At 71.5% G+C, this 14103-nt stretch carries 11 protein-coding genes; 6 read left to right on the top strand and 5 right to left on the bottom strand.

Annotated elements, in window-relative coordinates; translation table 11 throughout:
• The first annotated feature begins 14 nt into the window (after positions 1-14).
• Entirely contained in the window at positions 15-1286 is a 1272-nt protein-coding gene (locus OIE40_RS05605; RefSeq protein ID WP_264700867.1) for a M16 family metallopeptidase, read from the top strand.
• Positions 1286-2620, top strand: a complete 1335-nt coding sequence (locus OIE40_RS05600; RefSeq protein ID WP_264700864.1) for a M16 family metallopeptidase — start codon at positions 1286-1288, stop codon at positions 2618-2620. Before OIE40_RS05605 ends, OIE40_RS05600 begins: the two co-directional genes overlap by 1 nt.
• Positions 2621-2646: 26 nt before the next feature.
• On the opposite strand, the gene OIE40_RS05595 is transcribed toward OIE40_RS05600, so the two are convergent.
• The 3 genes from OIE40_RS05595 to OIE40_RS05585 are packed head-to-tail and all read right to left on the bottom strand — an operon-like array spanning position 2647 to position 7097.
• Entirely contained in the window at positions 2647-5511 is a 2865-nt protein-coding gene (locus tag OIE40_RS05595) for a UPF0182 family membrane protein (RefSeq protein ID WP_264700863.1), read from the bottom strand.
• A gap of 24 nt (positions 5512-5535) precedes the next feature.
• Positions 5536-6057 carry a PPA1309 family protein gene (locus OIE40_RS05590; RefSeq protein WP_264700860.1) on the bottom strand — a complete coding sequence of 174 codons (522 nt, stop codon included), beginning with the start codon at positions 6055-6057 and terminating at the stop codon, positions 5536-5538.
• Positions 6045-7097, bottom strand: a complete 1053-nt coding sequence (locus OIE40_RS05585; RefSeq protein ID WP_264700858.1) for a YlbL family protein — start codon at positions 7095-7097, stop codon at positions 6045-6047. Before OIE40_RS05585 ends, OIE40_RS05590 begins: the two co-directional genes overlap by 13 nt.
• A gap of 119 nt (positions 7098-7216) precedes the next feature.
• Here OIE40_RS05585 and OIE40_RS05580 point away from each other — a divergent pair, with 119 nt between their 5' ends.
• Positions 7217-8572 carry a zinc-dependent metalloprotease gene (locus OIE40_RS05580; protein WP_264700856.1) on the top strand — a complete coding sequence of 452 codons (1356 nt, stop codon included), beginning with the start codon at positions 7217-7219 and terminating at the stop codon, positions 8570-8572.
• A 30-nt stretch (positions 8573-8602) separates the two neighbouring features.
• Here OIE40_RS05580 and OIE40_RS05575 read toward each other — a convergent pair whose 3' ends face one another.
• Positions 8603-9133 (bottom strand): M48 metallopeptidase family protein, encoded by a 531-nt coding sequence (locus OIE40_RS05575; RefSeq protein ID WP_264700854.1) that lies wholly within the window; start codon positions 9131-9133, stop codon positions 8603-8605.
• A 266-nt stretch (positions 9134-9399) separates the two neighbouring features.
• Here OIE40_RS05575 and OIE40_RS05570 point away from each other — a divergent pair, with 266 nt between their 5' ends.
• The 3 genes from OIE40_RS05570 (at position 9400) to OIE40_RS05560 (ending at position 11962) form a co-directional block, all read left to right on the top strand.
• Positions 9400-9561 (top strand): DUF5679 domain-containing protein, encoded by a 162-nt coding sequence (locus OIE40_RS05570; RefSeq protein ID WP_264700852.1) that lies wholly within the window; start codon positions 9400-9402, stop codon positions 9559-9561.
• Between the two features lie 132 nt (positions 9562-9693).
• Complete coding sequence (locus OIE40_RS05565; RefSeq protein WP_264700850.1) at positions 9694-10629, top strand: hypothetical protein; 936 nt, start codon at positions 9694-9696, stop codon at positions 10627-10629.
• Positions 10610-11962, top strand: coding sequence for an ABC1 kinase family protein (locus OIE40_RS05560; RefSeq protein ID WP_264700848.1), 1353 nt, complete (start codon positions 10610-10612; stop codon positions 11960-11962). Before OIE40_RS05565 ends, OIE40_RS05560 begins: the two co-directional genes overlap by 20 nt.
• Here OIE40_RS05560 and OIE40_RS05555 read toward each other — a convergent pair.
• A complete protein-coding gene (locus OIE40_RS05555) occupies positions 11942-14014 on the bottom strand; it encodes an ATP-dependent DNA helicase UvrD2 (protein ID WP_264700847.1) in 2073 nt (690 codons plus the stop codon). The genes OIE40_RS05560 and OIE40_RS05555 overlap by 21 nt on opposite strands.
• Positions 14015-14103 lie beyond the last annotated feature (89 nt).

The raw sequence follows: 14103 nt of genomic DNA, 5'->3' as shown, positions 1-14103 counted from the left end.
GTTCCATGGCCAGCATGCCCCCCGACGTCGTGCGCTACCCGCTGCACCGGACCACGCTCGCCAACGGACTGCAGGTGGTCGTCAGCCCTGACCCGTCCGTGCCGGTCGTGGCCGTCAATCTGTGGTTCGACGTCGGCTCGCGCGACGAACAACCGGGTCGCACCGGCCTGGCCCACCTGTTCGAGCACCTGATGTTCGAGGGCTCGGCACAGGTGGCTGCCGGCGAGCATCTGGCGGCCGTGCAAGCGGTCGGCGGCTCGGCCAACGCCACCACCTGGTTCGACCGCACCAACTACTTCGAGACCGTCCCCACGGGAGCCCTCGACCTGGCCCTGTGGCTGGAGGCCGAGCGTCTCGGCAGCCTGCGGCTGACCCAGGAGACCCTCGACAACCAGCGCGACGTGGTGATGGAGGAGAAACGCCAGCGCTACGACAACGTGCCCTACGGGGACGTGCTGATCCACCTGGTCGAACTGACGTTTCCCGCCGACCATCCCTACGGCCACCCGACGATCGGCTCGATGGCCGACCTCGTCGCCGCCGACCTCGCCGACGTCCGCTCCTTCTTCGCCACGCACTACGCCCCGGACAACGCCGTGCTCACCCTGGTCGGCGACGTCGACCCGGCCGATGCGGTGGCGAGGGTCGAGCGGACCCTGGGGAGACTTCCGGCCGCCGGCCGGCCGCGCCGCTCCCCCACCCCAGGACTCCCCCCGCTGGCCGGGGTGCCACGGCGTGAGGTCGCGGCGCGAGTGCCCAGCGACGCCGCCTACCTCGCCTGGCGGCTGCCGGCCAGGGACAGTCGCCACTTCGACGCCGCCGAGCTCGCCCTGGCGGTGCTGGGGGGCGGGCAGACCTCACGGCTGCACCGCCGGCTCGTCCGCACCGACGAGGTGGCCGAAGGCGCGGGGGCATCGGCGACCGGGCTGATCGCCGGCACCAGCACCGGCTTCGCGCACGCCAGGGCACTGCCGGGCGTGGCCGCCGAAGCGCTCGAGGAGGCCATGCTCGCCGAGGTGACCCGGCTGGTCGACGAAGGGCCGGAGCCGGCCGAGGTGGACCGCGCCAAGGCGCAGTTCGAACGCGAATGGTTGTCCGATCTCGCCCGGCTCGACTCACGCGCCGACCTGTTCGGCTGCTACGCCACACTGCACGGCGACCCCGGCGAGGTCAACGAGCGGCTCGACCAGGTGCGCTCCATTGAACCGGACGCCGTGGCCGCCGCCGCACGGATGTACCTGCGGCCCGAACAGCGGGCCGTCCTCACGTATCGGAAGGAGCGGTGATGAGCCGTCCGGTCGTCGGCGCCCCGCGCGTGTGGCAGTTCCCCGAACCGGAGCGGAGGACCCTTGACAACGGCCTGCGGCTGCTCGCCTTCCATCGGCCGGGACAGCACCTGCTGAACGCCACGCTCGTCGTCGACCAGCCGCTGGTCTCCGAACCGAGGGCGCTGGAGGGGGTGTCATCGATGATCCTGCGGGTGCTCGACGAGGGCACCCGCAGCCACCCGGGAACCGACTTCGCCGACGCTGTCGAAGGGTGCGGCGCGGTCCTGCACGGAGGCACCAGCCAGTCGGCGGCGCACCTCAGCATCGAGGTCCCCGTCACTCGACTGGACGCCGCACTGCCGCTGCTGGCCGAGGTCGTGCGCGAGCCGCAGTTGAGCGATGACGACGTACGGCGCCAGGTCGAGCTGCGGCTGGCCGAGATCGCACAGCACCGGGCCCACCCGGCCCACCGGGGCGGCCAGGAGTTCCGTGCGGCCGTCATCGACGGCGCCTTCCGGGCCTCGCGGTCGGCCGCGGGTGAGGCGGACACGGTCGCGGCGATCAGCGGCGAGGCCGTCCGCACCGCCCACGCCGACCAGTACCGCCCCGACGCCAGCACCCTGGTGCTCGCCGGCGACCTGCCGGCAGACCTCCTCGGCCGCGTCGACCGCGCGTTCGCCGGGTGGCGCAGCACCGGTTCCGGCGCGGTACAGCACGAGAGCCCCCTGGCCGCGCCACCGCGTTGCCTGCTCGTCCACCGGTCCGGGGCCGTGCAGGCCGATGTGCGACTCGGCAGCTTCGGCGTTGACCGCAGCCACCCGGACTGGCCCGCGCTGCGGCTGGGCACGTTCGTCCTGGGCGGCGGCTTCCTCAGCCGGCTCAATCGGGTACTGCGCGAGGAGCGCGGGTACACCTACGGCGTCCAGTTGACCAACGTGCCGGCCCGCCACGGGGGCCTGTTGTCGCTGCACGCCTCGTTCCGTACCGAGGTCGCGGCAGCCGCGATCAGCGAGGCGACCGACCTTCTGGTCACCGACGGGGACCGGGGGATCACCCGGCCCGAGCTGACCGACGCGGTCAACTACCTCGTCGGGGTGGCCCCACTGCGCTGCGCCACCGCCGCCGGCATCGTCGACCAGGCGTCCGCCCTGGTCGAGGTGGGGCTGGACCAGTCGTTCGTGAACCGGCACACGGCCGAACTGCTGCGGATCAGTCCCGACCAGGCCACGGACGCCGTCCAGCGGCTGCTGCCGCTCGGCGCGCTCACCCTGGTGGTGGTCGGCGACGCCGACGTGCTGGCCGAACCGCTGCGTGCCCAGGGGTTCGACCCGCAGGTCGTCGTCGACGACTAGCTGTCGTCAGGACGCCGAGAGCCGGCTCAACGGCCCATCAGCTTCAGCGCAGCCGCGAGCGCAGCCTTCGCCTCGTCGACCTTCGCCTGGTAGGTGGCGAGGTCTCCCTTGCGCAGGGCCTCGTCCGCCGCGGTGAACGCCGCCTGGGCCTTCTCGAGCTGCGCGACGGCCTCGGGGCTGGCGGTCGACGTGCCCGTCGGGGACGTCGTCGGTGACGGTGACGAGGTGCCGGTCGGGGACGGCGAGGGTGACGGCGACGGATTGTCGACCGGCTTCTCGCCGGTGTCGGCGCCGGCGTCGCCGGCGAACACCTTGTCCAGAGCCTCCTGCAGTGTGGTGCCGATACCGACGTGCGAACCGAACCGCACCACGACGAAGGCCAGTGCCGGGTACGAACCGGTGTTGCCCTGCCGCTGGGTGTAGATCGGCGCCACGTACAGCAGCCCGTTGCCCATCGGCAGCGTCAGCAGGTTGCCGTAGGTGGCCGAGGCCGCGCCCTGGTTGAGGAAGGGACGCAGCGTCTCGGCGACCGTCGGGTCCGTGTTGATCGCGTTGAAGGTCTGCCCCGGGCCGTCGATCTGGTGGGTGTCCGACATGCGCAGCACCCGGAGCTTGCCGTAGTCGGGGCTGGTCGCCTCGGCGATCACCGACAGGTAGCTGGCCAGGTTGGACCGTCCGCGCGGCACGAAAACGCTGGTCTGGCTGAACACCGGATCGTCGTCGGTCGGCCACTTGATGCTCAGGTAGTAGGGCGGTTCGGCGGCGTTGGCGTCGGCCTGGACCGGGTCGTTCGGCACCTGCCACAGGTCGGACTGGGCGTACCAGGTGTACGGGTTGGTCATGTGGTAACGGCCGAGGATCTCCCGCTGCACCTTGAACAGGTCCTCGGGGTAGCGCAGGTGGCTCAACAGGTCGGCACTGATCGCACTCTTCGGCTGGACGGTGCCGGGGAAGGCCTTCGAATAGGCCTGCAGCAGCGGGTCCGACTCGTCCCATGCGTACAGGGTGACCGTGCCGTCGTAGGCGTCCACCACCGCCTTCACCGAGTTGCGGATGTAGTTGATGTTCTCGTCGATCTGCGCGCCGATCGCCCGGGACTGGGTGTCGGCGGCCGAGTTCCGCAGGTTCACCAATTGGCTGTTCGGGTAGTCGCCACTGGTGGTGTAGCCGTCGACGATCCAGACCGTCCGGCCGTCGACGACGGCCGGGTAGATGTTGGAATCGAGCGTCAGCCAGGGCGCGACCTCTTCGACGCGCTCCTTCGGCGTCCGGTTGTACAGGATCCTCGACTGGCTGTTCACCCGGTCGGACAACAGCAGGTTGATGTCCATGAACCGGGCCGAGTGCAGCGCCCGGCTGAACGCGTCGCCGATCGGGACGCCGCCCTTGCCGGAGTAGACGTTGAACTTGCCGTTGGGGGTGTCGAGCTCGATCGGGTCCTGGCCCTCCTCGCGTCCGACGATGGCGTACTGGGTGGACTGCTCGCCGAAGTAGATCCGCGATTCGAAGTCGCCCAGGACGCCCTCCGGCGGGATGTCACGGACGATCCACTCGGGCTCGCCGCCCGTCTGCCGGCGGTTGCCGTAGGCCATCACCAGGCCGTAGCCGTGGGTGTAGACGGTGTGGATGTTGTTCCAGTTCTGGTCCGGCAGCCCGGCGAGGTTCATCTCCCGCGCAGCGACCACGACATCGGTCTCCGCGCCGTCGATCTTGTAGCGGTCGACGTCGAGGACGTCGGGGAAGGTGTAGTAGCCGCGCACCTGCTGCAGCTGCTCGTAGGTCGGGCCGATCACCGCGGGATCCATCAGCCGGATGCCGGGCAGCGCCTCGGCGTCCGCCTTGAGCTGCCCTGCCCGCACCTGGGTGACCGCCTCGTACTCGGTGATCTCGGTATCGGCGATGCCGAACGCCTGGCGGGTCATGTCGATGTGCCGCTGCATGTACGGGTTCTCTTTGTCGGGCTGGTTGGGCGCCACGACGAAGGACTGCACGACGGCCGGGTAGATGAGGGTGAGGATCAGTCCCGAGATCACCATCAGCACCACGGCGGCTGCCGGATAGATTGCCCGCTTGAGGATCGGGTTGGCGAAGAACAGCGCCGCCACCAGGAAGGCGATCACCGCCATCACCAGCTTGGCGCCGGCCCGGGCCTGATCGTCGGTGTAGTGCATGCCGGTGAACAGGGTGCCCTGGGTGAGCAGCAGCCCGTAGCGGTCCAGCAGCGACTGCAGGCCGTACAGCACCAGCAGGACGCCGGCCAGCACCGACAGGTGCACCAGGGCCCCCTGGGTGAGCTGCGGGCGGCCCAGGTTCCGCACCGCCCGGACGCCGCCGGTGGCGAAGTGCACGACCGCCGCGGCGATCAGGCTGAAGGTGACCGCCGTCAGCAGGAACGACAGCAACGACTGCCACACCGGCAACTCGAACACGTAGAAGCCGTAGTCCAGGCCGAAGTAGGGATCGGTCTGACCGAACGGGACGCGGTTCAGCCAGGCCAGCACGGGCAGCACCTCACCGGTCGCCGACATGCCGGCCAGCACGCCCATGGCCACGGCCGGCACGCCCACCGCGAACTTCACGTTGTGCTCGAGCATGCGCCGGTACGCCTCGAGCACGGCGCTCTCACCGCCCCGCCTGGCCGGTGGCCGCAGCCGGATGGCCAGCCACATGTTGCCGCCGATCAGCAGCGCCATCACGGCCCCGACGCCGACGAACAGGCCGACCCGCACCCACAACTCGGTGGAGAACACCACGCCGAAGCTGATGGAGTCGAACCACAGCTTGTCGGTCCAGATCTGGGTGAAGATGGCGAACAGGATCACGGCGACGGCCGCGATCCCGAAGGTCAGCAACAACGGGGATCGGCGGTTGACGCTTGCAGACAGGCTCACGCGGAGTTCTCCTCGATCGGGCGGTCAGTCCAATGTACGTGCCAGCGCCGCGGCCAGACCCGGGACCAGGTCGGCGCCGGCCAGCAACTCGTCCGGATGGCTGCGGATGCGCGCCACGCCGTGCGCCCCGCCGTCGCGCAGCACGCCGACGACCACCCTGATCTCCTGACGGTCGGGGTGGTTCCGGACGGTGTCGGTCCCGGTGGCGTCCGAGCGCAGTTCGGCGTCCGCGGAGCCGGGCAGGAAGAACCTCTCCAGGCTCAACGCGACCCCGGCGACCGTGTCCGGCCAGGCGATCCTGGCCAGGGTCTCGGCCAGTTCGGCTCCTGCGTTGAAGGCGTCCTGCTCGATGGCCGACAACTGACCGGGCTGGGGTTCGCGGCCACCGGTCAGGTGCTCGGCGAGCTGTGGCTCGGCGCTGATCAGCTCCTCGGTGGGCACCAGCGCGAACAGCCGGGCCGGCTGGTCCCAACCGAGGCCCGCGACGTGGCGCTCGATCTCCATCAGGCCCGCCACCAGCGCGTCGGGAACGCTCACGTCGGGCATCCCTCGACCGAGGCCGCCGTGGCCGGATCCTTCAGCGCGGTGAGGGCGGCGATGGCCTCCTGCAGCGTCTGCACCTTGACCAGCCGGACCGAGGTCGAGACCCCGACCACGTCGGGACAGTTCGCCGCCGGCACCAGGAAGATGGTCGCACCGGCGCCCTCGGCCCCGGCGATCTTCTCCTGGATGCCGCCGATCGCGCCGACCTTACCGTCGCCGGAAATGGTGCCGGTGCCGGCTATCGACCGGCCGGCGGTCAGGTCGTCGGGCGAGACCTGGTCGTAGACGGCCAGCGCGAACATCAGCCCGGCACTCGGCCCGCCGATGTCGGGGTCGATCCGGAAGATGACCCGGGGGGTGTAGGAGTAGCCGACGGTGAGGTTGATCCCGACCACGGGCTGGGAGGCGTTGGCGTTGGAGGCGACGGTGGTGATGGTCTCGGTCAGCTGCTCGTGATCGCGCAGGATCGTGAACAGGATGGCCTCGCCCACCTGATGCTCGTTGACCCTGGCCCGGATCGCATCGGCGGTGGCGACCGTCTTGTCGTCGATCTTGAGGATGAAGTCACCGGGTTTCAGCTTGCCGTCCGCCGGGCTGCCGTTCGACACCCCCGCCACCATGGGGTATTCGACGACCTTCTCGCCGGCGGCCCGCAACGCCGCGGCCACCGCCGAGGACTGCGAGTTGTCCATCATCTGCACCTCGCGGGCGCGGATCTCGTCGACGTCGACGCCGGCCTGGTAGACCGCGTCGCGGGGCAGCACCTCGCGGGCCGAGAGCCAGTACGACAGCAGCGCCTCGGGCAGGGTCAACTGGCTGTCGGCGCGGGTCACCGACACGGTGGTGAGACGCAGCTGTCCCGTCGTCGGGTACGTCGTGACGCCCTGGATGTCGACGCGCGGCTCCCCGTCGACCGGCTCGAACAGATTGACCGTGCTGCCCGCGGACCAGCTGACGAACGGCACCGGAACCAGCGACACGACGGCGGCCAGTGCCACGAACAGCAGGGCAGAGACGGCCGCCGTCCAGGTCTGCTTGGTCACGTCCAGACCCTACCCGAAGGACCGCGGCGGCCCGTGACGGGCCGCACTTGCCGGGTGCGGGACAATGGACACCTGCCGAGCCGACCCGGCCGGCTGATTTCCCCGACCCAGGAGCTGCAATGGCCACCGACCCGGACCTCCCCGACGACGGCAAGCCGTCGGAGGAGAACCCGCTGGCCCAATTCCTTGCCCAGTTCGGCATCACCCCCGGTCCGGACGGCGAGTTCGATCTGGCCGCCCTCACCCAGCGGCTGCAGTCGGTGATGGCGCAGTTCCAGACCCAGATGGCTGGTTTCGGCCCGAGCGACGCCGACAGCGGCATGAACTGGACGTTCACCCGCGACATCGCCCGCAAGGTGACCGCCTCGCTGGGGCCCGATCATGCACCCTCGCAGGAGGAGTCGGCGCGGGTCCGCGACGTCACCGCACTGGCCGACCTGTGGCTGGACGAGGAGATCAGCTTCCCCCGGCTGAGTACTCCGGCGGTCGCCTGGAGCCGCGCCGAATGGGTGGAGGGGACCTTCGAGACCTGGCGCAAGCTGGCCAATCCCATCGTCACCAGCCTGGCCGCCGCGCTCGGCTCGCTGATGGCCCGCGAGACCGGGCCGGGCGAAGAGTTCATGAAGCCGATGGTGCGCGCCGCGGCGTCCGGCATGTTCGCCGCGCAGGTCGGGCAGTCGGTGGGCAACCTCTCCGCCGAGGTGCTGAGCGTCAGCGACATCGGCCTGCCGCTGGGGCAACGGCCACAGGTCGCGTTGCTGCCGACCAACATCGAGCAGTTCGGGGCCGAGCTGGACAACCTGACCGGCGACGACGTGTTGCTGTTCCTTGCGCTGCGCGAGGCGGCTCGGCAGCGGCTGTTCGCCGCGGTCGGCTGGCTCGGCCCGCAGCTGCACGCGCTCGTCGAGCACTACGCCCGGGACATCACCATCGACACCGGTGCGCTCGAGCAGGCGATCGAGCAGCAGCTCAGCGCCGCGATGAGCGCCGAGGATCTCGAGCGGGCCGGCCAGGCCCTGGCCGGCCGGCTGTTCGAGCCTGCGGTCACCCCCGAGCAGACCGAGGTGTTGGAGAGGCTCGAAACCCTGCTCGCGCTGGTCGAGGGCTGGGTGGACGACGTGGTCGGGCACACGATTGGCCGCTGGATGCCCAACGGCGGCGCACTGACCGAGATCGTCAGGCGGCGGCGCGCGGCCGGTGGCCCCGCCGAGAGCGCCCTGAAGGCCCTCGTCGGTCTGGAACTGCGTCCGCGACGGACGCGCGACGCCGCCAACCTGTGGGCCGCCGTCCGCTCGGCCCGCGACGCCGAGGCCCGGGACGCCTCGTGGAGCCACCCGGACCTGATCCCGACCGCCGACGACCTCAACGACCCGCTCGGCTACGCGGAGCAGGGCCACGCCGCGGCACCTCTCGACGACCTGGACGCCGAACTGGCCAAGCTGCTCGACGAGGAGCGCGGCCAGGACCAGTCCTAGCGCGCCGGCACTACCCCGTGGGGCGGCGGTTCAGTACTCCATGGGCTGCAGCCCCTGCGCGCTGAGCCAGCCCTCGAGGAACCCCTTGGCCCGCTCGGCCTGGGGGTATCGCGCCACCAGCTCGTGGAACCTGGTGGTGTGGTCGGTCTCGATCAGGTGGGTGAGCTCGTGCACCAGCACGTAGTCGGCCACCCAGTCGGGCATGGAGCGCAGCCGATCGGAGAGCCGGATCTCGCCGGTGGCGATCGTGCAGGAGCCCCAGCGTTGCCGCTGCCGCGACGACCAACTGACCTGCAGCCGGGGCACCTCCCGCCCCGGCTCGGCCAGATAGCGGGCGAACAGCCTCCGTCCGCGAACGGTCAACTCGGCGTCCGCGGCCGGGGGGCGACGGGACGCCTCGCGCTCGAGGTAGCGCGACACGAAACCCGGGACGAGCTCGCGCTCCTGGGCGCGGGTGAGCCGCTCGGGGACAAGCACCACCAGCATGCCCGCTTCGCGCGTGATACCCATCGTGGTGCGTCGCCGCGCGCTACGCCGCACCACGTACTCCTCCGTTGCCATGGCCATGAGACTAACCGCGGGCGGTGACAGAATCCGGGCACTGGTTGACCGGCTGGCCGCGGCCCCACTACCGTCTGAGCGACGGGGCCCTCCGGTCACACCGCTCGCAGGGGAAGGCAAGCGGACGACGCCGTGGGGGCCCCGCTTCCATGCCGTGGCGGCACGCCAGCGACCACGGGCAGGACACCGGGATCGGTACCGTATGCTGAACCGGCAAGACGCGCTGTGGTTGTCTCCAGCGCTCACATATCTATAGGAGGAATGACGTGGCCGACGACACCTACAGCGGTTCGTTCTACTGCGTGAAGTGCAAGGATCACCGCGACGCCACCGGCGACGTGACGGTCAACGCAAAGGGAACCCGGATCGCCAAGGCCAAGTGCCCCGTTTGTGGGACGAACCTGACCCGCTTCCTGCCCAAGGCCTGACCCACACCGGAGCGCCGCACCCGTCGGGTGCGGCGTTTTCGCTGTCCTGGGGGTGTTGTCCGGTCCCGGCCGGGTGTTGTCCCGTCGCCGATGACCGTGGCCGCACCCACCGGCGGCGGGCACGATGGCGTGGTGGCCAGCCCGTCCGAACCAGGCACTGAGCGACTGCTGCGGCTGCGCCAACCGTTGCCCGTGCTGTCCAGGCCCGACGGCGCCCTGCAACTCGGGCTCGAACCCCCCGCCGGGCTGGTGCTGGCCGACCCGCCGCGCACCGCCCCCGAGGTGCTGAGCGCCCTGCGTCGGGGCAGCTCCACCGAGCGGCTGCGGCAACTGGCCGGACCGGGTGCGCAGGCCTGGTTGCGCCGGCTGCTGCGACGACTGGACGCGGCCGGGCTGCTGGCCGCGCCGGCGTCCGACCCGGCCGAGGTGAGCGTCGTGGGCAGTGGACGCCTCACCCTGATGCTGGTCCGGGTGCTGCTCGGTGCCGTGCCCGGCCCGATCCGGCTCGTCTGGCCCGGCCCGCCGCCCCGGGAGCTGCACCGGTTGAGCAGCGGCCATCCGGGCCGGCTCAGCCACGCCGCTCAGCTCGCCGGTGCCGGCCGGGCACCGGCTCTCATCGTGGTCGCCACCGAGGCGGCAGAACCCGACCGCTCCGTGCTGCACCAACTCGGCGGCGCACCGCATCTGGTGGTCCGGGGCAGCGACCTGGGAGTCGCGGTCGGCCCACTGGTGGTGCCCGGGGCGACCGCATGCCTGCGCTGCGAGGACCTGCATCGCAGTGCGCGCGACCCCGCGTGGCCGCAACTGCTCGCCCAGCTGTGCCTGCCCCGGCCGCGCACCCCGCAGGGCGCGGAGCTGCACTGGCTGGTGGCGACCGCCGCGGTGCAGGTGCGCTCCTGGCTGGCCGGCGCCGTCCCCGACACCCTGGGCACCGCCCTGGAGCTCGACGCAGAGGGCTCGCTGCGGGCCCGCCCGCTGAGGGCCCACCCGGGCTGCGGCTGCACGGGGGCCGATCCGGTCCGCTGGGAACGGTTGGCACAATGGGGCGGTGACCGCCGACCAGCCTGAACCGAACCAGTCCGGCGAGGAAGGGCCCGAGCAGGACCGGTCCGTGCCCACCTCGTCGTTCGCCCGCGCCTCACGGATGCTGTCACTCCCCCTGGGAGCTGCCGGGCGGCAGGCCGTCGGGTTCGGACGCCGTCTGCTCGGCGCCGACGCCGACCAGGTCGACACCCAGCTGCGGGCCGCGGCCGCCGAACAGTTGTTCAGCGTGCTGGGCGAACTGAAGGGCGGGGCGATGAAGTTCGGCCAGGCGCTCAGCATGTTCGAGGCCTTCCTGCCCGAGGAGATCGCCAAGCCCTACCGGGAACAGCTCGGCAAGCTTCAGGACTCCGCTCCCCCACTTCCCTCCTCGCGGGTGCAGGCGGTGCTGCGCAGCGAACTCGGGCCTCGATGGCGTGACTGGTTCGCCTCGATCGACCTGCGGCCGGCAGCCGCGGCGTCCATCGGCCAGGTGCATCGCGGCGTGCTCGCCGACGGCACGCCGGTCGCGGTGAAGATCCAGTACCCGGGGGCCGACCGGGCGCTGCGCTCGGACCTGCGGCAGATCGAACGGCTGGCCGGGGTGGTGGCGCCGCTGGCCGGCGGCGTCGACGTGGTGACGCTCAGCCGCGAACTCGCCGAGCGGATCTCCGAGGAGGTCGACTACACCCTGGAGGCCGACAACCAGTCCCGGGCCGCGGACGCCTTCGCCGGCGATCCGGAGTTCGTCGTGCCGCGGGTGCACGACGCGACCAGCCGGGTACTGATCAGCGACTGGCTGGACGGGCGCAAGCTCTCCGCCGCGGCGTCCGAGCCCGAGTCGGAACGCAACCGCATCGGCCTGTCCTACGCGCGTTTCCTGTTCGCCGGGCCGGCCCGTGCGGGACTGCTGCACGCGGACCCGCATCCCGGCAACTACCTGGTGCTTCCCGACGGGCGGCTGGGTGTGGTCGACTTCGGCCTGGTGGCCAGGCTCCCGCAGGGGCTGCCGCCGGCGATGGGCCGGCTGATCCGGCTGGCCATGGACGACGATGCCGCGGCGATGGCCCGCGGACTCGCCGAGGAGGGCTTCATCGCCCGCGAAGTGGACGCCCACGAACTCCTCGGCTACCTGGACCCGTTCGTCGAGCCGGCCCGGTCGGAGCAGTTCCACTTCGACCGTGAGTGGATGCGGGCCCAGTTTTTGCACGTGCGCAGCAGCTCGACCCGCGACGGCGTCGGCATGAAACTCACCATCCCGCCGCTGTATGCGCTGATCCACCGGGTCTGGCTGGGCGGCATCGCGGTGCTCGCCCAGCTGGACGTCACGGCCGGGTTCCGCGACGTGCTCGCCGAGTTCCTACCCGGGTGGAGCGACTGACGACTCCTCGCCGAGGATGGCGAACACGGCGTCGCCGTACTTGTCGACCTTGGAGCGTCCCACGCCGGCGATGCCCAGCAGCTGGCCGGTGTCGGCCGGACGCCGCTCGGCGATCGCCATCAGGGTCGCGTCGGTGAACACGCAAAACGCCGGCAGATTGGCGGCTGCCGCCTCTTGGCGCCGCCATTCACGCAGCAGCTCCCAGGTGCGTTCGTCGTAGCTGGACGGGCAGTCGAGGTGCCGGCCGAGTTTCAGCTCGGCGCCGGGTTGCAGGGCGCCGCCGCACACCCGGCAGTTCGGCTTGGCCCTGGCCCGCGACTTCCTGGAACCTCGGGCCGGCTGGGACGCACCGATGTCGGGACGGATCCCGTCGAGGAAACGGGAGGGCTTGCGCCGACCGCCACCGCCGTTGCGGGATGAGGCCCATGAGATCGACAGGTGCCGCTTGGCGCGGGTGATCCCGACGTAGAACAGCCGCTGTTCCTCTGCGACCTGCTCGGGCGACTGGGCCAGCGAGAACGGCAACGTGCCCTCCTGGGCGCCGACCAATGCCACGCCCTCCCACTCGAGTCCCTTGGCGGCGTGCAGCGTGGACAGCGTCACGCCGGCGCCGGCCGGGGCGTGCTCGACCCGGGCACGCTCGTCGAGTTCGGTGAGCAGGTCGGCCAACGACGCGTGCGGGCGGTCGGCCACGAACTGTTCCGCGAGCGCCACCAGGGCGGCCAGCGACTCCCACCGTTCGCGGGCCTGGCCCTGGCCGGTGGGCGGCTCGGTCGTCCAGCCCTGGCCCGCCAGCACGCCGCGGACCGCCTCGAGCGGCCCCCCGGTGTCGGCCTGCTGCTGGCCCCGCAGCGCGATCACGGCATTGCGCACCTCGGGACGGGCGAAGAAGCCCTCGGCCGACCGCAGGGTGAAGGGCACCCCGGCACTGCTCAGGGCAGCCTCGTAGGCGGGCGACTGGGCGTGGATGCGGTACAGCACCGCCAGTTCTCCGGGCGGGACGCCGTCGGTGATCAGCCCCGACAGCCAGGTCGCGACGTGGGCGGCCTCGTCGGCCTCGGTGGCGCACTGGGTGTAGCGCGGCTGCGGGCCCGAACCGCCCTGGGCGACCAGCCGGACGCCCTCGGCGCGCCCGCGCGAGTGCAGCACCCGGTTGGCGACGTCGACGACCTGCTGGGTGGAGCGGTAGTCGCGGACCAGCCGGATCACGGCGGCGTCCGGGTGGCGGCGGGCGAAGCCGGTCAGGTATGAGGCCCGGGCACCGGCGAAGGAGTGGATGGTCTGGGCCGGGTCGCCCACCACGCACAGGTCCGGGCGTTGCTCGCCCAGCCACAGTTCCAGCAGCGACTGCTGCAGGGGGCTGACGTCCTGGTACTCGTCGACCACCACGTGCCGGTAGGTGCGGCGCACCTGGGCCCGGACGTCGTCATGGTCCGACAGCAGGGCCACCGTGCACAGCAGTACGTCGTCGAAGTCGATCACGCCCCGGTCAGCCTTCACCTTCTCGTACCGGGCATAGATGCGGGCGACCCCCGCCGGGTCGACGGCGGCCACCTCTCGGCCCTGCCCGGAGGCCAGTTCGGCATAGTCGGCGGGTGGCACGTTGCTCACCTTGGCCCAGCTCACCTCGGTGAGCAGGTCGCGCAGGGTGCCGGGCTCGGCGCGGTGGCCGAGCAGGCGTCCGGCGGCCTCGGCCATCATCGCGGCCCGGGCGTCGCTGACCCGGGGCAACTCGTGGCCCATCGCCGTCGGCCAGAAGTACTGCGCCTGGCGCAGCGCCGCGGAGTGGAACGTGCGGGCCTGCACCCGCGGGAACCCCAGGCCGCGCAGGCGTCCGCGCAACTCGCCGGCGGCCCGGGTGGTGAAGGTGACGGCCAGCACCGCCGCCGGGTCGTAGGCCCCGGTCGCGCAGCCGTAGGCGATCCGGTGCGTGATGGCCCTGGTCTTGCCGGTTCCGGCACCCGCGATGACACATACCGGCACCCCGAAGGTGCTCGCGACCTCGCGCTGCTCGGGATCGAGGGCGGCCAGCAGGGCGTCGGAATCGGGCACGTCTGACACTGTAAACGCCGGGCCCGACAGCGCTCGTCTGTGCTCGCCCCCGCGCCCGAGCTGGACCAGAACGTCGGCGGCCGCCCCTA

It is taken from the genome of Micropruina sonneratiae, from assembly GCF_025972045.1.
GTDB lineage: Bacteria > Actinomycetota > Actinomycetes > Propionibacteriales > Propionibacteriaceae > Micropruina > Micropruina sonneratiae.
This window is presented reverse-complemented; position numbering and strand designations above follow the sequence as displayed.

Excerpts from the sequence above, each read along its gene's own strand:
- OIE40_RS05590 (WP_264700860.1), bottom strand. The coding sequence starts at position 6,057 with ATGCCCGACGTGAGCGTTCCCGACGCGCTGGTGGCGGGCCTGATGGAG.
- OIE40_RS05575 (WP_264700854.1), bottom strand. The coding sequence starts at position 9,133 with ATGGCAACGGAGGAGTACGTGGTGCGGCGTAGCGCGCGGCGACGCACC.
- OIE40_RS05605 (WP_264700867.1), top strand. The coding sequence starts at position 15 with ATGCCCCCCGACGTCGTGCGCTACCCGCTGCACCGGACCACGCTCGCC.
- OIE40_RS05580 (WP_264700856.1), top strand. The coding sequence starts at position 7,217 with ATGGCCACCGACCCGGACCTCCCCGACGACGGCAAGCCGTCGGAGGAG.
- OIE40_RS05600 (WP_264700864.1), top strand. The coding sequence starts at position 1,286 with ATGAGCCGTCCGGTCGTCGGCGCCCCGCGCGTGTGGCAGTTCCCCGAA.